The following is a 24,673-nucleotide window of genomic DNA, read 5'->3' as shown; positions in this document are numbered from 1 at the left end:
TTATAGTTTAATTAAATAAAATTACCAATGAAAAATCTATTTTCCAGAATACTGCTAATTTTTGTAATCACAACAAGTTTTGCTCAAAATATAGAAAAATCAGAACAGATCAAATTTGTGCAGCTCACAGATTTACACGTTTCGGTAGGAAATGAAAATGATTTTTTGTTGCAAGATATTGTAAAAGAAATCAATAATTCAGATTTCGAATTTGCGGTTGTAACTGGTGATTTGACCAATAGAGGTGCCGATGACGAGTTAAAACAAGTTCATTCAATTCTATCTAAGTTGAAAATTCCGTATTACGTCATTTCAGGAAATCATGAAACTAACTGGAGCGAAAGCGCTGGCTTGACTTATAAAAAAATATTTGGTGAAGACCGTTTTGTGTTTTCAAAAGGTGATTATCTTTTCATCGGTTTTCCATGTGGACCTTATATGAAAATGGGTGATGGTTTTGTAAAACACGAAGATGTGCTTTGGCTTGATAAAACCCTAAAAGACAATCTTAAAAACAATAATAAAAAAGTATTGAATTTTGCTCATTATCCGTTAGATAACAGCGTGAGCAATTACAAAGAAGTGCTTTCTGTTTTAGAAAAATACCCAACCGTCGCTACTTTTTGCGGTCACGGACACACCTTACGCAAATATGATTTCTCTGGTTTGAGCGGTATAATGGGAACATCAATAACTTCTCTGGACGGAAAAACAAAAAGTTATAATCAAGTAATTATCAGTAGAGACAGTATCAGTATCTATCAAAAAGAAATAGATAAACCTGGAGTTTTTAAATTTTCGGTTCCGTCAAAACCTTCCAAAATTGTAATTCCTAAAGATAGTTTGGCAATGCAATCTCCTTACATAAAAGATATTGCCTCAATTTACAGCCTTCCAGCATTTGACAAAAAGAGTGTTTATTTTACGAATTCTATCGGCGAAATAAAATCTATAAACCTTAAAAACAAATCTTTAAATTGGAAAACCGAGACAGGAAATTCAATTTATTTTTCGCCAATCATCGTAAAAAATAATTTAGTTATCGGTACAATAGAAGGAAACCTAGTAGGATTTGACACACGATCTGGCAAACAAAAATGGACAATTCCTGTTGGCGGCGTTTTGGTAGGCTCACCAATAGCAGAAAATAATAAAATTTATACGGCGAGTTCTACAACATTTATTTGCGCAGATGCTGTGACTGGAAAAGTAATATGGCAGAATAATTTGCCAGCGTCCTATTCGCAGGGAACGCCGTTAATTCAAGGCGATAAAATAATTTTTGGAGTTTGGGATTCGTATGTGTATTGTCTGGATAAAAACACAGGAAAATTGATCTGGAAATGGAATAATGGCAACGACAAACAAATCCTTTATTCTGCTGGAAATGTCAATATGGTTTCAACAAAAAACCGACTTTACTTTGTGACTCCGCAACGTTTTCTGACCATTTTGGATATTGAAACAGGAAAAACACTTTTAAGAACTCAGAAATGGAAAATCAGGGAATCGATGGGAAAAAGTCAAGACGGGAAATGGTTTTATGGTAAAACAATGGACGGTTTACTTTTAAGATTGCCTCTTAGCGATGATCTTGAACTTACAGAAGAAAATCTGGTGAACCAAAGCAAAGTGCTAGATTTAAAACTTGGATACGAACACAATCCAGCAGCAATATTAGAAAACAGAAACAAAATATATGTAGGAAGCAGAAAAGGAGAAGTTTTGATTGTAGATGCTTCTAAATTTGAGATTATAAAGCAAATTAACCTAGGAAGTTCAAGCGTAAATGGTTTTACAATTGATGATAAAGGACAAGTCTGGGCATCACTTATAGAAGGCGGAATTTATTTATTAGAATAATATAGAGGCATTTATCCTAACAGGTTTTCAAAACCTGTTAGGTATTATATTAGAATGGAGCTCAAGTTCTAATTCTAACTTTGTATAAATATCAATTAGAAACCTAACAGGTTTTTAAACCTGTTAGGATGATCAACCAAAAAATACAACCTTATGAAAAGTCTAAAATTACTAATCCTAATAGTGCTGATTCAAACCAAAATTTTCAGTCAGCAGTCTCCAAAAAGAGAAATGCGAGCGGCGTGGATTTCTACAGTAGATAATATCGACTGGCCATCAAAACCAGGATTGTCAGATAAACAGATGAAAGCTGAAATGATTAGCATTTTAGATAATTTGCGATCGAATAATTTGAACACCGTAATTTTTCAAATTCGCCCAACAGCCGATGCCTATTACAAATCGACAAAAGAACCAGCATCGCATTGGATAACAGGAACTCAAGGTGTTGCTCCAGGTTTTGATCCGTTGCAGATGATGATTGATGAAGCAGGAAAACGTGGTATGAACGTGCACGTTTGGTTAAATCCCTATCGCGTTCAGAAAGATACAGTAAGAGATCTGCTTTCAAAAAATCACTTATATTTTAAAAGGCCAGACCTTTTTCTGACTTACGGAAAATCAAGATATTTTAATCCAGGTTTTAAAGAGACCAGAGATTTTGTGGCTTCTGTTGTGGGTGAAATCGTTAGAAATTATGATATTCAGGCCGTTCATATGGACGATTATTTTTATCCGTATAAAATTGAAGGTCAAGAATTTCCTGATGATAAAGCTTTCGCTAAAGAACCGCGCCAGTTTAAAGACAAAGACGATTGGAGAAGAGACAATGTCGATTTAATTATCAAACAAATAAGAGATACTATAATAGCCAATAAACCTGAAGTAGAATTCGGAATTTCGCCTTTTGGAGTATGGCGAAATATTGCCAAAGATTCGCAAGGTTCTAATACAAGAGCAGGTGCAACCAATTATGATGATTTATATGCGAATATTTTAAAATGGCAAAAAGAAAACTGGATTGATTATGTAACGCCTCAATTGTACTGGCACATTGGTTTTGACCGAGCCAATTTTGAAGTTTTGGCAAAATGGTGGGCAGAACATAAATATGGAGCAAATGTTTACGTTGGTCACGGCGATTACAAAATTTCTAATGCAGCTAAAGAACCAGAATGGAGAAGTCCCGATCAAATCGTGAAACAGATTGAAATGATTCGTAAAATGCCTCAAATAGATGGTTCTATGCATTTTACTGCTTCTACTTTTCTGAAAAAAGGAGATACACTTAGAAATCCTCTTCTTCAAAAAGAATACAAATACATTGCTTTAACTCCAGAAGCAAACAGAATTACGAGATTAAAACCAGAACCGCCAACAAATGCTGTGATTGCCAAAAAAGGCGATAAAGCGGTTTTAACATGGAAAGCGGCATTAAATGACAAGAAATATGTGATTTACAGATTTCCAAAAGGAAAAATAACCGATTTTTCAAATCCTCTGAATATTTATTATGTGACAACGGCTCTAAAACTAGAAGTGCCAAATGCCGGTTTGGAAAACTTCGTTTATGCGCTTACCGCTTTGAGTCAGACCCAGACAGAAAGCAGTCCGATTGAATTTTCAACAAAATAAAATATAAAAAGAAATGAGAAAAAGTATTCTTCTATTAGCCCTATTTCTAAGTTCGCTTAGTTTTGTACAAGCCCAAAAATTAGACCTAATTCCGAAACCTGTATCAGTTCAGCAAAGCGCGGGACAGTTTGTTTTGCCTTCGCCATTAAAGATTGTTGTAGACAAAAAAATAAAAAACAGCGCCGATTATATTTCAGCAAGTATTTCAAAAAATACAGGAATTAACCCAATTGTTTCGATTGGAAAAAAACACGGAAAAAATAACATTTCATTTCTAGTCGATAAGAAATTAGATCTTCCGAACGAAGGTTATCAATTGGAAATAAACCAAAGCGGAATTTTCGTAAAAGGAAAAACAGAGAAAGGAGTTTTAAACGGCTTCCAAACTTTGCTTCAAATCTATTCTGCAAAAGAAGTTAAAAAAGGAACTCTTCCGTTTGTGAAAATAGAAGATTATCCTCGTTTTGACTGGCGCGGAATGATGCTCGATTGTTCAAGACAATTTTTCGACAAACAAACTGTAAAAAATTATATCGATTGGTTGGCTGCTCATAAAATGAATGTTTTTCATTGGCATTTAACGGATGATAACGGCTGGAGAATCGAAATTAAATCGTTGCCAGATTTAACTTTAAAAGGCGCTTGGAGAGGTCCTGGCGAAGTTTTGCTTCCATCTTATGGTTCAGGAGACAAACGTTATGGAGGTTTTTATACACAGGAAGATATTAAAGAAGTCGTGGCTTATGCTGCCGATCGAGGTATTTCAGTAATACCAGAAATAGAAATTCCGGGACATTCGCGTGCTGTAACGGCTTCGTATCCAGAAGTGGGCTGTGCGATTACGCAGGAACTTAAAAGTGTTCAGGGCGAAGTAAAAAATGTTTGGTGTGTAGGACGTGAGGAAAACTATGATCTTTTGGATTCAATCATTAGAGAAGTTTCTGGATTATTTCCTTTTGAATATATTCATGTTGCAGGAGACGAAGTCAATCGTGCCAATTGGGAACATTGCCCAAAATGTCAAGCTTTAATGGCGAAAGAAGGATTTACAGATAGTTTTCAGCTTCAGAATTATTTCTTTAAAAGGGTTCAAAAAATTGTTGACAAATACCATAAAAAAACAGACGGCTGGAATGAAATCCTGAAAGGTGGAGAAATAGATCCAAAAACATTGATTTCTGCTTGGCAAGGAATTAGTTACGGAATTGAGTCGGCTAAAAAAGGATATAAAACCATCATGATGCCGGGACAATTTACGTATTATGATATGGCACAATCTGAAACAGAACGAGGCCATCGTTGGGCAGCGATTACTGATACAAAAAGAGCGTATTCGTTTGAACCTATTCCTGATGCAGACTTAACGCCAGAAGAACAAAAAAATATAATTGGAGTTCAAGGCGCTTTGTGGAGCGAATATTTAGATCGTCCTGCAAGAATTATGGAATACCAAAGTTATCCGAGAATCAGCGCTTTGTCTGAAATTGGATGGTCTAAAAAAGAAGATAAAAACTGGGATGATTTTTATGGAAGATTAACCAATAGCCATTTGAAAAGATTGGCAGATATGGGAATCGCTTTCAGAGATTTTCCTCCAACAGCCATTTATAAAAACGGAACAATCACTGTAACTCCACCTTATGAAGGCGCTGTTGTACGTTTTGACAAAGATGGAAATGAGCCAACAAGACAATCGCCTTTCTATACTGGACCAATTCAGACAAAAGATTACGAAAATTATATGTTCAGAGTTTTTTATAATGAATATTCAGCAAGTCCAGCAGTAAAAGCTGAAAAACTGCCTGTTGCTAATTGGGATACATCTAAAGCAGAAGTTTTGACAATTTCAGAAAATATCTCAGAACATGTTGATAAAAAAGGAATCTGGTATTTGACTTTTAATCCAACAGATGATGGAGCAAATGGAACAATTAAAAATGTTTCACTGTTTGAAAATGATAAGTTAGTGCAGACTTACGCAGATGAAAAAGCATTAAAATCAAAACCTCGTTTGAGATTTTTGATTGATAATTACAGTGAAAAAAATACGTACAGATTAGATTTTACAGTTGAAAATAAAGAAGATAAAAAGTCTGCAGCAAACGTAAAATTCACTTGTTCGCCTTATCAAGAACCAGAAGTTAAAGTTACTTCGTCGATGGCAGAAAATCCGAAGTTTCCAATTTCGAATCTGCAAGATTACAATGAAGAATCATACTTGCGTACTGATGTCGCCTGTAAAGATGGCGACTGGATTCTGTATACTTTTACGAATCCTGTAACTTCTTCTAAAATTGATGTTTTAACTGGAATTCCGCATCATCCGAGATTTATAATAAATAACGGTTTTGTAGAGTTTTCATATAATGGAACTGATTTTATAAAAGGCGATAATTTTGATTATGGAAACGCATCAATTTATCCAAAACAGCCTGTAAAAGCCGTTAGGATACAAATTACAGGAACCAATAATGAGCCTTTAATGGCAGGGCAGGACTTAAAAATTAATCCATAGTACTATGAAAAATATTGGTGAAAAAATTATAATGGTTTCCTTGATTTTTTTGGGAGCGAAAGGTTATTCTCAGAAAAAAGCAAAGCAATCTTTTGATCTAAAAAGAACTGAAGTTTACATCGATTCGATGATGACAAATGCACTTGAAAAAGGCTTTTTTCCTGGTGCTCAGATTATTGTTGGAACAGGAGCTTCTAACTTGATAACTAAAAATTATGGTTATCATGATTATGCTAAAAAGCAATTAGTAAAATCAGATGACGTTTTCGATTTGGCTTCGATGTCTAAAGTTTTAGGGGCAACGCTTGTAACAATGCGCTTGGTTGGAGACAATAAACTAAAACTTACAGATCAAGTTGGGGAAATTGTTCCGATGTACAAAAACACGGCCATTTCAGATTTAACACTTTTCGAACTGTTAACACACACTTCTGGATTAACGCCAAGTATCACTTTTTATCAAGCATTGCTTTCTACGCCAGATAATTCGCCTTTTTTAAGTAATCAAAAATCGGAGCAATATGTTGAGCCTTTTGATAATATGTTTGTCAACAAAAACATTGTTTACGATTCGAAATATCTTTCTTTTGAACCAAAGGAAAATTGGGTTCAGATTTATAAAAACATGTGGCTGAATCCTGAATTTTATCCATCGGTTTATGAAAGGATTGCGAAGGCAAATACAAATCCAAGAGGAAAATATTTGTACAGCGATTTAAACTTGCTTTTGGTGAAGCAAATGATTGAAATCAAAACAGGAAAAAAACTCGATCAGTTTACCAATGAAATTTATACGGAATTAGGCATTTCAAAAATTGGATATAATCCGTTAAAATGGACTTCGATAGATAATGTAATGCCAACGGAAGTAGATAATTTTTTCCGAAAAGATACTATAAAAGGTTATGTGCATGATGAAGCGGCAGCGATTTTTGGAGGCGTTTCTGGAAATGCAGGTTTGTTTGCTAATGCCGAATCGATAGCTATAATTTGTAAAATGCTTATGAATAATGGTAATTATAAAGGAAAACAGATTCTAAAACCTAATGTTGTAAAAGAGTTTACAAATTCGCCTCTTGCCAAAGAAGGCATTTACAGAGGTTTAGGTTTTGATAAAAGAAAACCAGACGAGTTTTTTACAAAAGACGATTTTGGGCATACGGGTTTTACAGGAACTTTTTTCTTTATGAATAGAAAGACAAATCGATTTTTAATTATTCTAACGAATCGTGTAAATCCAACAAGAACGAACAGATTAATGTACAAAGATGATTTTAGTGCTAAAATCTGGAGGCAAATTAATAAATAAAGTTTGCCACGAATTACACGAATTTCCACGAATTAATTTTCTCAATCTGTAAGGAAAGTTTAGCCACAGATTAAAAGGATTAAAAAGATTTTTTTTACATAAAATATGTAAAAAAAAGAATTAGTGAAAATTCGTGCAATTAGTGGCAAAATAAAAAAGAAATCTGTGATAATCCTTTTAATCTGTGGCGAAAAGTAAGCGTGGTCAAAAAACTAATAATCAGATTGAGGCTGGAATTTCAGAAGAAGAAATCAGAAATAATGGGAAAGAAAGTGTTGCATTAAAAAAATGCATGCTAAATATCTGATTTATAAGTAATATCTCTCAGTTTTGCTTGATTTTTGATCAAATCGAGCATAAATTCATCCGGACTAGGTGTAATTATAAAACTGGTATGCTTTGTTGGTACGGTAAGAGATTACTTTTGCCAAAAAAATAGTAAACCAAAATGAAAAAGATCTATTTTGCTGCCTTTGCAGTAATTTGTACCAATTTTTACGCACAGACAAAAAAGGATTCCATTAACCAAATGGATGAAGTTATTATTAATGAAGGCCGTTTTAACACGCCAATTTCTAAGCAAAACAGAAATGTATATGTTATTTCGAGCGAAACCATAAAAAAACTGCCAGGAAGAACATTACAGGAAGTACTACAATATGCCAACGGAGTCGATATCAGACAAAGAGGACCTTTTGGAACTCAAGCGGATATTAGTGTTGATGGAGGAAGTTTTGAGCAGACTGTTGTTCTGTTAAACGGAGCAAAAGTAATCGACTCGCAAACGGCTCATAATATGCTGAATCTTCCTCTTCCGGTTGAAGCAATCGAAAGAATCGAAGTAGTTCGCGGTCCGGCAGCAAGAATTTACGGAATCAACAGTTTAACAGGAGCTATTAACATTATTACAAAAAAGCCAACTGATTCTGGATTTTTAGTAAGCACTTATGCAGGTTCTAACTTCGAAAAAGACACTCAGGATACAGGTGATACTTTTTACGGAACAGGAGTTCAAGCGGGAGCTGTTTTAGGAAAAGAAAAACAACAGCATTTGCTTTTTGCTTCGCATGATAAAAGCAACGGTTACCGTTACAATACAGCTTTCGAAAACAATAAAATTTTCTATCAGGGAAATGTGCAGATCAATGATAAAAATGAAATCTTAGGTTCTGCAGGTTATATCAAAAACGGATTTGGAGCAAACGGATTTTACGCTGCACCAGGAGATAAAAATTCTACAGAAATTGTTCAGACTACATTCGCCAATCTTCAGTCCAATCATCAAATTACCGATAATTGGAAAATTATGCCGAGAATAACATATCGTTACAATTATGATGATTACCGTTATTTAGGAAATTCGAATTTAGCAGTTGGAAGAAGTCAGCATTATACTAATTCTATTGCAGGAGAATTGAATTCTACAGTTAAATTATCTAAAGGAGAAATTGGTTTTGGAGCGGAGTTTAGAAACGAAAACATTCATTCTTCAAATATTGGAGACCACGATCGCGAAAATGTTGGACTTTATGCAGAATACAGAAGAAGCTTTACTGAAAAACTGGATGTCAATATCGGAACGTATTTAAACTACAATTCAGATTATAAATGGCAGATTTATCCAGGAATCGACGCAAGTTATGCTATTACTGATGCATTTAAGATTATTGGAAATGTGGGAACAAGCCAAAGAATCCCGTCGTTTACAGATTTGTATTTGAAACAAACAGGTAATGTTGGAAATCCAGATTTAGATTCAGAAAATGCTTTTCAGAGCGAAATTGGATTTAAATACAACAAAAGAGCTTTAAGCTTGAATGCCAATTATTTCTACAGAAAAATTGACAATTACATTGATTGGATGCGTAATCTAACAACACAGCCTTGGCAGAGTCAGAACACAGGAGATTTAAATACAAACGGAATCAATTTGAGAGGAACTTATAGATTTGATTTTTCTAAAGATTCTAGATTGAATATTCTTTTAGGCTACACTTATTTAGATTCTGAATTCAAAACTATGCGTACAGAAACGTATTCAAAATATGCAATTTCTTCATTAAAACACCAAATTACCAATACGATAGATTACCAGTTTAAAAACTTATCTGTAATGTTTGCAACTCGTTTTAATGAAAGAATTACAGGACCATCTTATTGGGTAAATGATTTTAGAGTAAGTCAGGCAATTAATAAATTCACCATTTTCTTAGATGGACAAAACATATTTAATGCAACGTATTACGAAGTAGGAGCAGTACCACTGCCATCACGCTGGTTTACTTTGGGGGTTAAACTGGTAACTTTTTAAGGATAATTTTTTTCAGAACTTTAGATTGTTAGAAACAGCCTGTAAGCCTTGTGTTTGCGGGCTGTTTTGTTTCTAAATGAATTTAAAAGCAAATCTTTTCAAAAATGTTAATTTTTTTGTAATTGGGAAATCATATAAGCTTTTTTAAAAATGATATAATAATTTTATGGTTTAATTTGTTGAATTTTACTGAATTACGAATGAAATGATAATCAAGCTTTCAATTTTAAGAAAGTGTAAAATAGAAAAAAATGGATACAAAAAACGAACAAAACGATTTATTCCAAGAAGGAATTGATCGTACTCAGGAATCAAATTGGGATCCAATTTTAGGATATCATATGTATTTTCCGCATGAGGAAAGCATAGATGGAGATTTACAGGAAAGAAACGATGCTGTTCAAAAACCGAATACCGGAGATTGGGGAGATGATAGCGATTATGAAGAATTAAGGCATAAAAAGAGTTCTGATATGAATATTAGCACTTTTGGAAATGAAGGCACAAAAACGGATTGATTTTAAAGAATAAAGGCTAACTTGAATATAAGTTAGCCTTTACTTTTTTGAAACAGTTTAGATGAAATGAATGTTTTAATTTGGCAGCATATAAAAACATCTGCACAATTTTGTACAGATGTTTTCAAGCTAAAAAAAATGAAAAAGTGGAGGTATTATTTTATATGAAGATTGCTTAAATTGCTTTCAGCGGGACCATTCAATACCGTGCCGTCGGTGGCAAATCTTGAACCATGACATGGACAGTCAAAAGATTTTTCGTCTGAATTCCATTGTACAATGCAGCCTAAATGCGGACAAACAGCAGAAAAAGCATGGAGTGTTTTGTCGTAATCTCGGTAAACTGCTACTTTTCTTAATCCGAAAGAAAGAATACCGCCATCTCCAGGTTCTAAATCGGCAGTATTGTCAAGATCAGATCCTGAAATCCAGTCAAGATATTGTGAGGCCATATTTCCAGCCTCTTTCATATAATCGCTAATTGCTTTAAATGTAATTCGCGACGGACTGTACAAATCCTGCCATTTATTGTCGATTCCCTGAATCATATCAGAAATAAGCATAGCGCCAATGGTAGCGTGCGTCATTCCGTTTCCAGAATCTCCAGTAATTATAAATACATTTTGATCGCCAGGATTTCGACCAAGAAAACCCAGAGAATCAAAAGGTTCCATAACTTGTCCGGACCATTTATAACTGATTTCGTCTAGTAGAGGGAAATATCTTTTAGCCCAGATTTCCAATCGTTCATAACGTGAAAATGCAGAAATTCCTTCCTCATCAGCTTGTCCTGTTTTATGGTCTTCACCGCCAACAATTAGCAGATCGTATTCATCATCAAAATTTTGCAGTCGTACATAATGATAAGGCTGTGCTACCCATTTGGATTCTGGATCACCTGTATCCCACCATAAGGCATGCGGTAAACTGTCCTTCGGAATTTTTCCGCCAATAACATATGTTCTGTAAGCATGCTGTTTGGTATGCATAGTCAAAACATCATTAATTGGCGTATTGGTCGCTACAACAATATATTCAGCAGAAAAATTAAAACCATTTACGGTTGCACCTTTTTCGGTTATATTTTCGGCATGAGCTTCGGTATAAATGATTCCTCCTAGTTCAATTATGGCTTTTGAAAGTCCTTTTAAATACTGCAAAACATGAAATTGCGCCTGATTTTTAAATGCGAGACATCTCTGATCTTCTGCTTCTGCCAATGAAGGAGTATGATTTAAAAGAACTGTTTCTAATCCTGCATTTTGAGTAGCTTCAAACTCTTTATCGAGATTTTTTTCCTTATCATTCGGATGCAGAAACAAATAACCATTAACTCTTTCAAAATCACAGTCAATGTTTAAATCAGTTACTATTTTTTCAATTTCATCAATAGCTGCAGAATGGCTTTCGGCGGCAAGTTTTGCATTTTCTTTCCCAAAAGTACTCTCAAGATAATAATATCGGTCATCTAATGCGCAAGTTAAATGCGCTGTAGTTCGTCCTGTTTCTCCGCTTCCTATGAAACCGTCTTCTGCCAGAACCACTTTTTTACCTGCTTTCAAAAGTTTATATGCAGTTGTAAGTCCGGCAATACCGCCTCCTATAATTAGAACTTCTGTTTTGATATCCTGAGTAGGTTTTTCAAAAGCAATTATATCGGTAGAATCAATCCAGAATGAGACATTATCGCCAGAAGTGATGCTGCCTTCATTTATATTTTGATTTGAATTTTCCATTTTTATTGGTCCTTTTATGTAATACATTCATATCAAAGCTACTAAGTAAAAATCAGAGGTCAATTACAGTTTTATTTCTAAAATTTTATAGGATTTCCAGTGTGATTTTATATAAGAATTATAGTGAATGCTGTAAGTGTAAATGTTTGAATATTAGTTTATTGCTTAAAATTTAAAATGTATGATCATGAAAAAACTAAAAATTTTGATTCTTATCTGTTTAATAGCAGTGTTAAGTTCGTGTAAAAACAATAACGATGGTTATAGTGATGAAATAGAAACCAGTACAACACCTCTTGATACTGGAACCTCAATAAAAGATACCGCAAAGAGTATGGAAGCAAAACAGAGTACTGCCGGAACAGGAACTGGACCCAGTGCGAGTGCAGAAGATGGAGCAACTTACACGAGTGAATCGGGAGTTCAGAAAGATAGCGTGAGAATAAAAAATGACAGTGTTAAAAAGAAAAAGAAATAACTGCATTATGTAACAAGTGCTAAAAATTGTGTAAAGAATACATTTCTAGAAAGAAGTATTTTTATAAAAATTAAAATTTGATAATATTCATTAAAAATTATAATTATGAAAACGCAAATAATAACTAAAGTGGCTTTCTTGATTCTTCTGGCAGGATTAGCATTTTCTTGTAAAAAGAATGAAAGCACTACAATTGATTCGCATGAAAATGATAGCATTCAAAATACTATGGATACTGTAGGGCCAGAAGTTGATACTATCGGCATAGATACAACAGCTACAGTTAAAACCGATTCTATCAAGCAATAATTGTTGTCATACATGGAAAAAAAAAGCTGAACCTTACGGATTCGGCTTTTTTTGATGTTATGCCAAGGAAATAAAGATGATTTTTTACTTAAAAATCATTTTAAAGAATGTTTAAAGTAAATGCGTTTTTATTTATATTTGAGAAAGAATTTAACAAATTTGACTTTATTTTGTAAGTTAAGCAGCATTAGAAATTATTTTCACTCAGCAAGATAATGGAGTTAATAAATAATTTAGACCTTTTTAAAACTGTTTTTAATGCTGCGCCAAATGGTATTGCAGTTTTAAAATCTTTGTATGATACCAAAAATAGGATCGAAGATTTTTCAGTAGTGTTGCTTAACAATTACCTTATAAACTGGACTAATAATGAAGACTACAAAGGAAAAAGGTTCAGTGAAGTTTTTTCCAAAATAGAAGGAAAAACGATTCTCGAAAATTTTATTGAAACTTTGGAGACAGGTATTCCTGCTAATTTTGAACATTGGTATCGTAATGAAACCGTAAAACATTGTTTTAGATTTACGGCCGTGAACCAAGGCGAATTGTTGGTGATTACGATGGAAGATATCACCGAAAAGAAACAAGCAGAAACAGCTTTGAACGAGGCATTGGTCGATGCAGAAAAACAAAAAAGACTTTACGATTCCATAATAAACAGCACACCCGATCTTGTGTATGTATTTGATCTCGATTATAAATTTACTTATGCAAACAAAGCTTTGCTAAACATGTGGGGCAAATCGGCAGAAGAAGCTATTGGACGCGGATTAAGAGAAAATGGTTATGAAGATTGGCATGCCGAAATGCACGAACATGAAATCGATACTGTAGTTGCAGAAAAAAAATCTATTAGAGGAACTGTTTCTTTTCCGCATGCGGAACTGGGAAGAAGAATTTACGACTATATTTTTGTTCCTGTTTTTAATGAAAACAGAGAAGTGGAACTTGTTGTTGGAACGACAAGAGATATTACAGAAAGCAAACAGGCAGAAGAAAAACTGCAGCAAAGCGAAAGCCGTTTTCGTAAAATGATTCATCAGACGCCAGCTCCAACTTTAGTGCTAAAAGGCGATGATCTCATTATTGAGCAGATAAATAAACATATGCTGCAAATGATTGGACGTGGTGAGGAAATTATTGGTATGAGATTGATTGATGTGCTGCCAGAACTTGAAGGCCAATATGTGTGGGAACAGGTTTTAAAGGTTTATAATGAAGGAATCCCTTTTGACCAAAGCGAGGTGCTTGTGCCACATAATAGAACTGGAGAAGTAAAAAACTATTATTATAACTTAACGTACCGCCCATTAATTGAAGAAGATCAGATAACGGGAATGATACAGGTAGCAGTCGATGTTACGGAACAAGTTGAGGCTCGTCAGAAAATGGAAAAAAGCGAAAATCGTTTTAGAGCTTTGGTCAATGCTTCATCTGATTTGGTTTACCGAATGGATTCTGATTGGATGGTTATGCATAGCCTTGAAGGTGGAGGAAGACTTTCTGGGACTGGAGGACATAGCATTAATTGGCTGGATAAATTTGTGCATCCTAGCGATTTGAATCAGGCAGTTCATCTTATTTCTAAATCTATAGTAGAAAAAAGCATTTTTGAAATGGAGCATAGGATTATAAAAGAAGATGATTCTGTAAGATGGGTATTTTCAAGAGTGGTTCCTATATTAGATGAAAACGAAAAGATTGTAGAGTGGTTTGGCGCCGCGAGTGATATTACTTCACAAAAAGAACTTCAAAATGTTATAGCAGAAAGTGAAGAGAAATTTAGGCAGCTTGCAGATCTTGTGCCTCAAATTATTTGGACTGCTCAGCCAGATGGGTTTATAGATTATTATAATAGCCGTTGGTATGAATATACGGGGTTTAGCGAACACGAATTTGGAGATTCCAGTTGGGTTCCAGCGCTCCATCATGACGATGTTTACGATGTTTTGCGAACTTGGTACCAAAGTGTTCATGCGGGATCTTCCTATCAGATAGAATTTCGTTTAAAAAATGGAAGTACAGGAGAATACCGCTGGTTTTTAAGTAAAGCACTTCCCATTAGAGATAAAGAAGGAATAATCACCAATTGGTTTGGTACCTGCACCGATATTCATGAGCAAAAATCGATTACAGAAAAGTTAGAAATTCTGGTGGCAGATCGAACCAAAGAATTGCAACGTTCCAATGATGATTTACAGCAATTTGCTCATGTCGCTTCTCACGATTTAAAAGAGCCTGTTAGAAAAATAAAGACATTTGTAAGTCGATTAGAAGATCATCTTGAAAATCAGTTAGACGAATCGGCGACGAGATATATAGAAAGAATTCATGTAGCGGCAGATCGCATGTTTACTATGATTGACGGCGTACTTGCGTATTCAAAAATCAATGCCGACTCGCAAAAAGCAACAATCGTTAATCTCAATGAAGTGATTAGAAATATAGAAGCCGATCTTGAAATTTCGCTTCAAACAACAGGCGGAAGTATTTACTATCAAGAACTTCCTGTTATTGAAGGTGCTTCTGTGTTGCTTTATCAATTATTTTATAACCTGATAAACAATTCTATTAAATTTGCTAAAGAAAACATTCCGCCACAGATTACCATTAATGCAAAAGAGCAATTTGAAGACGGTAAAAGAATAGCTGTAATTAGTGTAGAAGACAACGGAATTGGATTTGACCTCGATCAGACAGGACGCATTTTTGAAACTTTTACCCGATTAAATTCTAAAGATCGTTATGAAGGAACAGGTTTAGGGTTGTCTCTTTGCAAAAAAATAGCAGAACGTCACGGAGGAAATATTACCGCAACTGGAATTGCTGATAAAGGAGCTGTTTTTATTATAACACTTCCATTTGAACAGAAAGAAAAAGACATTTGATTATGAGTAAGAAGATAATTTTATTAGCCGATGATGATAGGGATGATGCAGAAATGTTTTGCGAAGCGTTGGCTGATATAAATGAAAGTATTATTTGTCATTGTGCAGAAAATGGAGATCAAGCATTGAAAATGCTAAAAAGTCAAGACAAAACTCCTGAAATTGTCTTCTTAGATTTAAATATGCCTATTATGAATGGCTGGGAATGTTTAAAACAATTAAAATCAGAGGAACGTTACAAAAATATTCCCGTGATTATGATTTCTACTTCTTCACATAAAAATGATATGGAAGCAGCCGGAAACCTTGGGGCATTCTGTTATTTTGTGAAACCAAATAATTTTAACGATTTAAAGCAAGTGCTCGGATTAATTGCTTCTAACCTCGAAAACGGATTTAAAAAACCGCTTTCAGATCTGGAAAAGAATAAATATCTGCATATATTCCATTAGAATTTTAAAATGCATTCTGGCTTTTGAATTAAAAAACGTATGAATTTATTTTGAAAAAGAATAAAAATATGTTTTTTAATTATTTGATTATAAGTGTTTTATTGGTTTTTGGAAGGGGGTCTAAAAAATAAATTTAAAAAAAAACAATTTTAAACTTGACTAATTCGGTAGGATTAATATATATTTGTATCGAAGAAAATTTATAACATGATACTTATCCAGAAAGACTGAGGGAATAGGCCCAATGAAGTCTTAGCAACCTGTTGCCGAATAAGGTGCTAAATCCTTCCGCTAAATGCGGGCAGATAAGAAAGATTTCTCCGTAAATCTGTTTAAGATCATCCAATTAAATCTTAATTAAAATGAAAGCAGAATCTATTTTATACGCAGGTTATGAGCTCTTGAATTCCATTTTTGAAGAAAACGCTTTTGCTTTTTTCTGAATGCGAAAACAATAGTTTACACCAGATTCTCTTTATAAAATAAAATACTGCCAATGACTTCTGACATTGGCCTGAAATTCTTTTGTCTAATCTTAAAACTAAAAATAAAATGAAAAAAATACTATTAGGTTTTGCTTTATATCTTGGGGCTCTTCAAACTCAGGCTCAGGAAAATAATTTACAATTGAAAGGAACGGTTGCAGATACCGTAGCGCAATACGTTTACTTGCAGAAGTTTCACAATAAGATGTTTACCACGATTGATTCGGCAAAAGTAAAAGACGGAAATTTTAGTTTTAAAACGAAAGTAAAAACACCAGATTTATACGGATTAAGCGTAAATACAGAAAGCTCTCCATTGTATATTTTTCTAGAAAAAAATCCGATTACAGTAAAACTGAGTCCGAAGAAATATTACACAACATCTGTGGTTGAAGGTTCTGCTTCTCAGGATTTGTTTGAAGCCTACAAAAAGAGCAAAGATGTGGAAATCAGTAAATTCATAACAGAAAATCCAAAATCTATTGTTTCTGCTTATGTATTGTACAGAAACTGGTCTTATAGATTAACACCTGAACAGATTACACAAAATATTGCTTTGCTAGATAAAAGTCTTCAAAGTACCACTTACGTGAAAGAATTAAAAGAACTGGCTATTGTTTTAGACGGATTATCGGTAGGTAAAAAAGCCCCAGATTTTACAGCTAATGATCCGGAAGGAAAGCCAGTTCGTCTTTATGATAACTTAAAAGGCTATACTTTGATTGATTTTTGGGCCTCATGGTGTGGACCTTGCCGAAGAGAAAATCCGAATATTGTAGCGGCTTACAAAGAGTTTCACGACAAAGGATTCAACATTGTGGCAATCTCTCTTGATAAAAAGAAAGAAAACTGGCTTAAAGGAATTAAAGACGATAATTTAACCTGGACACATGTTTCTGATTTGCTTTTCTGGAACAGCGCTGTTGCCAAATTATATGGTGTAAGAGCCATTCCAGGAAACTATTTGGTGGATCCTAAAGGGGTAATCGTTGCGAAAAACCTGTATGGAGAAGAATTACAATCTACATTGAAAAGACTTTTAGAAAATAAAATTTAAAAAAGAAAAGCACAATCTTGTTTTTCAGATGAATGATAAGATTGATAAGAAATACAAATAATACAATATTAGTTAATTTTAAAATGACAAGGATATGAATGCTATTGAGTCAACAACAAAACCAACAGAACCTGAGTGTTACTTTTCTAAATTTAGAGAAAATACAGTAGGAATTGATCATACTTTCGAATCGGTTTACGGAGAACAAAATCTAGTTTATGCAGACTGGGTTGCCAGCGGAAGATTATACGCTCCAATCGAAGAGATAATGCTCAATAAAATTGGTCCAATGATTGCCAATACGCATTCACTTTCAAGTCAGACAGGAAAAACTTCTACTTATGCCTATCAGCATGCTAGAGATATTATTAAAAAATCGGTTAATGCCAACGAATCGGATGTTTTGGTAACTACCGGAAGCGGTATGACAGCAGCTTTGTCAAAATTGCAGCGTATCATGGCGCTTCGAACAAAAGCTGAAGAAGATAGACCAGTGGTTTTCATCACACACATGGAGCATCATTCCAATCAGGTTTCTTGGTATGAAACGAATGCAGAAGTGGTTATTCTGCCACCTGATGAAAATAATTTGGTTGACCCAAAAGCTCTTTCGTCAGCAATAAAAAAATATGCTGAAAGAAGCTTAAAAATAGGTTCATTTACAGCTTGTTCAAATGTTACGGGAATTATTACGCCTTATCACGAATTGGCCAAAATCATGCATCAAAACGGCGGACTTTGTTTTGTTGATTTTGCAGCTTCGGCGCCGTATGTTAAAATTGATATGCATCCAGAAGACCCAGAAGAACAATTGGATGCGATTTTCTTTTCTCCACATAAATTTTTAGGAGGCCCTGGAACTTGCGGAATTCTGGTTTTTAACGAAAAATTATACCAATCTGATTTTCCAGATAATCCAGGTGGAGGAAATGTAAAATGGACCAATCCGTTAGGGAAATATTGTTACAGCGATGTGATAGAAGTTAGAGAAGATGGCGGAACTCCAGGATTTCTACAAGTTATTAGAACGGCATTGGCTTTAGAATTGAAAGAGCAGATGGGAGTGGAGAATATCAAAAATCGAGAAAAAGAATTGCTTGATCTTTGTTTTTCGAGACTTCAAAAAATACAAGGTTTATCCATTTTAGGGGATTTAAAATCAGAGCGAATTGGTTGTGTGTCTTTCATTATTGAAGATATTCATTATAATTTGATTGTTAGGTTGCTAAATGACCGTTTCGGAATTCAAGTTCGTGGCGGATGGTCATGCGCGAGCACTTATGCGCATTATCTCTTCAATATTAATGAAAAGAAATCGGCAGAAATTACAAATGAATTATTGCAGCGAAATCAGACCAATAAACCGGGTTGGGTTCGTTTGTCATTGCATCCAATTACAACCAATGAAGAACTTTTTTATATCTGTGATGCGATTGAAAAAGTGGCTCTAAATTATAAAAAGTGGAAAAAAGATTATGTATATAATTCGGTTTCAAATGAATTTGAAAATCCCGAAATTAAAGATACCATCGCAAGAGAAGTAAATGAATGGTTTAAGTTAGATTAGTTAGTAGTAAACCTAACAGGTTTTGAGAATCTGTTAGGTTTTTAGTATAAAGTCCAGATTCTGTTTGAGAAAGATTTTGAAATGATAGTCCTAAAAAGATAGCCAAACTGATTAATGCACTAAACTCATACTTTGTAATACATCATTATTATTTCTGGCAAAATTAGTTTTGTTCTAATGATAAATACACTTTCGCCATGCATTCAATGGTCTATTTTAATGGATGCTGTAAAATTGAAATAAATTATACGCCGATAACTATATTTTGATTTCTTTCAAAAATTGCAATGATCTATCTGATTGTTGCAATTTTTTTTGCTTTAAAATAAGCCTTAAAGCCTTGAAAATTGTTCCATTTTATAAATTGGAACAATTTTGAGTGTTTATACTCTAAAGTGTTGAATAATAATTGTTTAAATTTATATCAAAATAATTATTGCAAAGAACAATTTCAGAGTTTACGCCGTGACTTTTTTATAGAAAGATTTCAAGTTTTACCGAAAGGTTTGTTGAAGAATATTGATTACAAATTCCCAAAAATTAAAAATTAAATCAATATAATCGGATGTGTTATTGGCAATTAAGAGTTTCAAATTTAAAACATTTGACTCTTGTCTTATTGTGCTGCTGTAACTTCAATTTTGCTCAGCAGGATACCAGCAGTCTTGCATCTGCAAAAAAAATAAGACTCGATGAAGCAATTTTATTAGGAATTAAAAATAACCGGCAATTAAAACTGGCAAATGCTGATTTGGCTATTGCTAACGAAAATGTCGGTCAGGCAAAAATTGCAAAAGCACCAAGAATAAGCTTAAATGGCGGATACAATTATATTGGAGATCCTAAACTCTATGAAGGATTCTATGCCAGAAATGTTACTGTAGATTATTACGATCATCAGGCTTTTGCCAATATTATTTCTTCACTTCCAATTTACGCAGGAAATGCCATTAATACCAGAATTAATCAGCAGGAATTAATCAGTGAAATGCAGGAATCTGCTGTAAAAATGACCGAAGCCGATGTCAAAAATGCCATTACAGAACAGTATTTTACACTTGAGAAATTGTATCGCCAGATTGAGGTTACGAAACAGAATATTATCAATACCGATATTCGAATAAATCAGTTGAAATCGCGTGTAAAAAACGGTCAGAATCTGACAAGTGATCTTCTGAGAACTGAGTTACAGCAGTCTAATTTTAAAGTTTCGGTTTTTAGAAGTACTAACACCATTCAACTCATCAGCAATTATCTGGATATATTAATCGGTTTCCCAACCAATACAATTCTGAAACCTGAAGTGACAGAAAGTATGATTCCGACAGAAAATATGAACCTGCAGGAAAGTTTAGAAGAAGCTTTTCAAAACAGAGAAGAAATAAAGCGGGCAGGAATAAGAATCAAATTATCTGAATCTTCGCTGAGTTTGACCAAAAGCGGATTTAAGCCCAATTTAAACGCAAATCTTATTCTGAATACAGAATATCCGGCGCAATGGCCCAATTATGTAAACATTCTCAATTATTGGGCGGCGGGACTTTCTTTAAACTGGGATATTTCGAGTTTTTATAATTTGAAACATCGTATAAGTGGTGACAAACTGGAAATTGATAAAAGCAATATAGCTCTGGAAGTCACCAAAGATCAGATTACTACAGAAGTAAAAAATGCATTTGTCAGATATGCTGAAAGCAAAGAAAACATCAAAACCTACAAAAAAGATGTCGAGCTTTCGATGAGCAATTATAAAATTGTAAAAAGCCGATATGATAACGATTTTGCATTAATCAGCGAAATTGTAGATGCAGAATTACAGCTAAATAACTCCAGAATTTCACTTGTAAACGCCAATTTAGATTTAATCATTCAATATTACTCACTTCAATATGCAATGGGCAAACTTTAAAATTTCTTGTTATGAGCGAAGCAGATACACAAAATGGAGCAGTTCAGAAAAGTGAAAAAAAGAGAAACAGCATTCTCACTGTCCTTTCTTTTGTTTTTTTAATTGCAGGAGGATTGTGGATTTTAAGTTTATTCTTTGATTTCAGTTCTTATGAAACTACAAATAATGCTCAGGTAGAAGCTTACATCAATAATGTTGCTGCACGTGCAACAGGACATATAAAAGAAATACGTTTTGAAGCCAATCAGCAGGTGCATAAAGGCGACACATTGGTTGTTTTAGACGATTCAGAATATATCATCAAAGTCAAACAGGCAGAAGCAGATCTGGCTATAGCCGAAGGAAATCTGCATTCGCTGCAGCAAAATATAACTACTTCGGTTTCTAATCAAGCTTCGGGAAAAGAAAAGCTGGCTGGTGATTTGGCAAGTTTAGAAAAAGCGCAAAAAGATTACCAGCGTTTCAAGAATATGTATGCCGATTCGGCTGTGACGCGAAACCAATACGATCAGGTTATTTCTAAATTAAAATCGGAAGAAGCGTATGTTAAGGCAGGAAGAAAAGGTCTCGAAGCAAGCAGTTCGATTACCAAACAGAGTTCGATTAATCTCGAAGCAGCTATGGCAACCGTTGCCAGAAAAAGAGCCGATCTCGATGCGGCAAAATTGCATTTGTCTTATACGGTTATTATGGCTCCAGCAGACGGTTTTGTTGGTGAACGAAATTTGTCTATTGGCGAATTAATTAATGCCAATCAGACCATTGCGACAATTGTACTCACAGAAAAATTATGGATTTCAGCGAATTTTAAAGAAACTCAAATCGAGAAAATAAAGCAAGGACAAGAAGTAACCATAACGATTGATGCCTTGGACGGAAAAGAATTTAAAGGAAAAGTGGCTGGTTTTTCTCCAGCTACGGGAGCCAAATTCTCAATGGTTGAACCCGATAATTCGACTGGAAATTTTGTAAAAATCACACAGCGTATTCCAGTTAAAATTGAATTTGAAACTCCAACAAAAGAGCTTCAGGAAGTAAGACCGGGAATGAATGTAACTGTTGAAGTAAAAAAATAAAAGATGTTTGCGGGAAAAAAAAGGAGCGTTTTTACATTGGCAGGATTGTATATCCTGACGATTCCTTTTTTTAACGGACTCAATGTTACAACTTATGATAATTCGCAGATATTAGGACATTTCGGACCTTCTACGACGGCTTTTAGTTATGCGGTTTATATTCCCATTTTTGTCATGTTGGCTTTTTTGCCTTTAGGCTTGAAATTAGGAAAACAAATTAAAGTTCGCACCATGATTTTATCCGTTTCATTTTTGTCACTGTTGTTCAATACTGCATCCTTGTTTGCGCCTACTATTGCTTGGTTTGTTTTATGCCGTTCGCTTTTGGCAATGGTTTCCATTATCGGAATATTTGCTTCGATGGTGCCTATTTTATTAAAGTATAATCCTGCTCTCAATATGGCTTTGATGTACGGAATTTTTCAATTCATTCAAAAAGGAAGTCAGCATTTGTACCAATATTTAGGAGCGCATTTTGTGAGTTTTCATAATTGGACGTTTGGAATTTATTTCCTGAATGTCAACTTTTTAATCTGTATTATTCTGGCTTGGTATTTCTATAAAGCAGATGTTGCTCCTCTGAAAACCAAATTTCAATTTGATTGGCGAGGCTGGATTATTCTGATTTTATTTTTTACGATTATCCTTTTTTTATGTGCCGAAGGACAAACCAGAAATTGGTTTAGCGATCCTAAAATAATGCTTGCTTCAGCAGTTTTATTGATTACAATTGGCATTTATCTCCTGCATGTTCGTTTTACCGCAGAACCATTGATTAATCCTGATGTTTACAAATTTAAGAATGTGATTCCAGGTGCATTTTTGATGTTTTATATCGGAATAATGAACGGAACAGGAAGTGTCGTAACAGGTTATATGACCAACATTTTAGGTTTTGATCCTGTTTTGGGAGCAGTAACGCATCTTTCACTTTTGATTGGGTTATGCATCTCGATTCCGCTTTCGACTTATCTTTTATACAAGCGCATTTATCTGGCAACGATTTGGGTAATTGGTTTTGCCTGCTACGGAATGTCTCACATTATTCTTTTTTTCAGATTTTATCCAGGAATCGACGCGTCCGATTTTTATCTGCCATTAATTTTTAAAGGGTTAGGAATGGGATTTCTTTTTCCTGTTTCGCTACTTTACATTTCTGAGGGAATTCCGCCGTTTCTGAGCACATCGCGCATGATGACTGGAATTATTGCTCAGGCTGTTTTTGCTTCTTTGCTGGGAAGCGCAGTTTTGGGAACTTTTATTTCTAATATGAATATACAGCATAAAACAGGTTTAAGTCAGCAGCTTAGTCCGATAAACAAACAAGCTGAACAGCAACTGGAAGATTCGAAAAGGCAATTTTTATATATGGGTTTATCAGATGCGGAAGCACAGAAAAAAGCCGAAAAAAGCCTTTCTAATCAAACTTCGCAAGCCTCAATATTATTAGCCTATAAAGATATTTATCTCGTCATGTCGGCAGTCTGTTTTCTGCCCATTTTTATTATAATGATTTTCAAACTTTGGCGTAGACCTATTGGAAGAGTAGAAGTGGAGCCGATACCGATTTGAGAGTGAGGAAGATAAAAGAAGCAAGAGTAAAGACTTGAGAAGAAAGAAGCAAGAGTAAAGACTTGAGAAGAAAGAAGTAAGAGTAAAGAAGTAAGAGTAAAGAAGCAAGAGTAAAGAAGTAAGAACATAGAAAATAGAACATAGAATTTTTTCCGAGGTTTTGGAATTGGAATTCGGAATTTAGCTTTTGGAATTTGCCTTTAGGTTTTGGAATTGGAATTTGGAATTTAGTAATTGGAATTTATATTATGATAGTAAAAAAAGATCGTTTTTTATATCGCTTTTGGACTCAAGAAAAAGGGCTCAGCGGCATGCTGATATTACTGTTTATCATGCATTTTATTGTTATTCCTTTTTTTGGCAGTTACACGCGTTTTGTGGTTGCTGTCAATATATTTTGGATGCTGTTTCTTTTTGCAGGAATTGTGGCATTATCAAAACATAAAAAACAAGCGATTAGTCTTTCAATAATTCCTATTCTGTTTCTTATCATTCAATGGATTAATTATTTGAATCACAATGTCTTTATCCTATTTGCCGACCTGATTTTCTCAATCGCGCTCATGCTTCTTCTTATTGCTTTGGTTTTGATAAAAGTTTTAGAACCTGGTCCAGTCACTACTTACCGCATTATAGGATCTATTGTTGTATATATGCTATTGGTTCATTTTTGGTCAACCCTTTATTTATTTCTTTTTGAACATATTGAAGGTGCTTTTCAGATAACCGAATCGAAATTTACAAGCAATAGCGATTTGGCTAGTTTTATGTATTTCAGTTATATCTGCATTACTTCAACAGGTTTTGGAGAAATCGTCCCTCTTCATCCTTTGGCTCGTTCTTTAGTTCAGATTGAGGTACTTGTAGGTGTTTTGTACCCCGTTATCTTAATTGGAAGGCTGGTTTCAGATGCCAAGTTTGCTTTTCCTAATAGAGGTAAGAAACAAGAATAATTATCAATTAACAATTTGCTATTAAAAATAACTAATCATA

The 24,673-nt window shown here is 34.3% G+C and carries 17 protein-coding genes and 1 riboswitch; of the genes, 16 read left to right on the top strand and 1 reads right to left on the bottom strand.

The genetic code is table 11. The features are described from left to right. Positions 1 to 27: 27 nt before the first annotated feature. The 6 genes from ACNRYB_RS21760 (at position 28) to ACNRYB_RS21735 (ending at position 10,151) form a co-directional block, all read left to right on the top strand. The gene (locus ACNRYB_RS21760; protein ID WP_473728727.1) at positions 28 to 1,863 is read left to right on the top strand and encodes an outer membrane protein assembly factor BamB family protein; all 1,836 of its coding nucleotides are present in this window, start codon (positions 28 to 30) and stop codon (positions 1,861 to 1,863) included. Between the two features lie 153 nt (positions 1,864 to 2,016). Continuing rightward, entirely contained in the window at positions 2,017 to 3,498 is a 1,482-nt protein-coding gene (locus ACNRYB_RS21755) for a glycoside hydrolase family 10-like protein (RefSeq protein WP_473728726.1), read from the top strand. Between the two features lie 13 nt (positions 3,499 to 3,511). Further along, entirely contained in the window at positions 3,512 to 6,013 is a 2,502-nt protein-coding gene (locus ACNRYB_RS21750; RefSeq protein WP_473728725.1) for a beta-N-acetylhexosaminidase, read from the top strand. A gap of 4 nt (positions 6,014 to 6,017) precedes the next feature. Further along, complete coding sequence (locus ACNRYB_RS21745) at positions 6,018 to 7,322, top strand: serine hydrolase domain-containing protein (RefSeq protein ID WP_473728724.1); 1,305 nt, start codon at positions 6,018 to 6,020, stop codon at positions 7,320 to 7,322. Between the two features lie 448 nt (positions 7,323 to 7,770). After that, entirely contained in the window at positions 7,771 to 9,633 is a 1,863-nt protein-coding gene (locus ACNRYB_RS21740) for a TonB-dependent receptor plug domain-containing protein (RefSeq protein ID WP_473728723.1), read from the top strand. Positions 9,634 to 9,884: 251 nt separating this feature from the next. Continuing rightward, the gene (locus ACNRYB_RS21735) at positions 9,885 to 10,151 is read left to right on the top strand and encodes a hypothetical protein (protein WP_129745466.1); all 267 of its coding nucleotides are present in this window, start codon (positions 9,885 to 9,887) and stop codon (positions 10,149 to 10,151) included. Between the two features lie 155 nt (positions 10,152 to 10,306). On the opposite strand, the gene ACNRYB_RS21730 is transcribed toward ACNRYB_RS21735, so the two are convergent. Then, on the bottom strand, positions 10,307 to 11,887 hold the full coding sequence (locus ACNRYB_RS21730) for an FAD-dependent oxidoreductase (RefSeq protein WP_473728722.1): 1,581 nt from the start codon (positions 11,885 to 11,887) through the stop codon (positions 10,307 to 10,309). Between the two features lie 187 nt (positions 11,888 to 12,074). Between ACNRYB_RS21730 and ACNRYB_RS21725 the strand changes: the two genes are divergently transcribed. The 10 genes from ACNRYB_RS21725 (at position 12,075) to ACNRYB_RS21680 (ending at position 24,633) form a co-directional block, all read left to right on the top strand. Further along, positions 12,075 to 12,365 carry a hypothetical protein gene (locus ACNRYB_RS21725; RefSeq protein WP_343707323.1) on the top strand — a complete coding sequence of 97 codons (291 nt, stop codon included), beginning with the start codon at positions 12,075 to 12,077 and terminating at the stop codon, positions 12,363 to 12,365. 105 nt (positions 12,366 to 12,470) lie between these two features. Continuing rightward, positions 12,471 to 12,674 carry a hypothetical protein gene (locus ACNRYB_RS21720; RefSeq protein WP_343707322.1) on the top strand — a complete coding sequence of 68 codons (204 nt, stop codon included), beginning with the start codon at positions 12,471 to 12,473 and terminating at the stop codon, positions 12,672 to 12,674. Between the two features lie 215 nt (positions 12,675 to 12,889). Further along, positions 12,890 to 15,562 (top strand): PAS domain S-box protein, encoded by a 2,673-nt coding sequence (locus tag ACNRYB_RS21715; RefSeq protein ID WP_473728721.1) that lies wholly within the window; start codon positions 12,890 to 12,892, stop codon positions 15,560 to 15,562. Between the two features lie 2 nt (positions 15,563 to 15,564). Next, complete coding sequence (locus tag ACNRYB_RS21710) at positions 15,565 to 16,014, top strand: response regulator (RefSeq protein WP_129745476.1); 450 nt, start codon at positions 15,565 to 15,567, stop codon at positions 16,012 to 16,014. Between the two features lie 211 nt (positions 16,015 to 16,225). Further along, a riboswitch (SAM riboswitch) is annotated at positions 16,226 to 16,326 on the top strand. 240 nt (positions 16,327 to 16,566) lie between these two features. Beyond that, the gene (locus tag ACNRYB_RS21705; protein WP_473728720.1) at positions 16,567 to 17,556 is read left to right on the top strand and encodes a redoxin domain-containing protein; all 990 of its coding nucleotides are present in this window, start codon (positions 16,567 to 16,569) and stop codon (positions 17,554 to 17,556) included. 94 nt (positions 17,557 to 17,650) lie between these two features. Further along, positions 17,651 to 19,123, top strand: coding sequence for an aminotransferase class V-fold PLP-dependent enzyme (locus ACNRYB_RS21700; protein WP_473728719.1), 1,473 nt, complete (start codon positions 17,651 to 17,653; stop codon positions 19,121 to 19,123). A gap of 604 nt (positions 19,124 to 19,727) precedes the next feature. Further along, on the top strand, positions 19,728 to 21,032 hold the full coding sequence (locus ACNRYB_RS21695; protein WP_473728718.1) for a TolC family protein: 1,305 nt from the start codon (positions 19,728 to 19,730) through the stop codon (positions 21,030 to 21,032). Between the two features lie 11 nt (positions 21,033 to 21,043). After that, positions 21,044 to 22,108, top strand: coding sequence for an HlyD family secretion protein (locus tag ACNRYB_RS21690; protein WP_473728717.1), 1,065 nt, complete (start codon positions 21,044 to 21,046; stop codon positions 22,106 to 22,108). Positions 22,109 to 22,111: 3 nt separating this feature from the next. Beyond that, entirely contained in the window at positions 22,112 to 23,680 is a 1,569-nt protein-coding gene (locus tag ACNRYB_RS21685; protein ID WP_473728716.1) for an efflux MFS transporter permease, read from the top strand. A gap of 248 nt (positions 23,681 to 23,928) precedes the next feature. Beyond that, positions 23,929 to 24,633 (top strand): ion channel, encoded by a 705-nt coding sequence (locus ACNRYB_RS21680; protein WP_473728715.1) that lies wholly within the window; start codon positions 23,929 to 23,931, stop codon positions 24,631 to 24,633. The last annotated feature ends 40 nt before the right edge of the window (positions 24,634 to 24,673 follow it).

The sequence above is a fragment of the Flavobacterium sp. CR10 genome (assembly GCF_055814415.1).
This window is presented reverse-complemented; position numbering and strand designations above follow the sequence as displayed.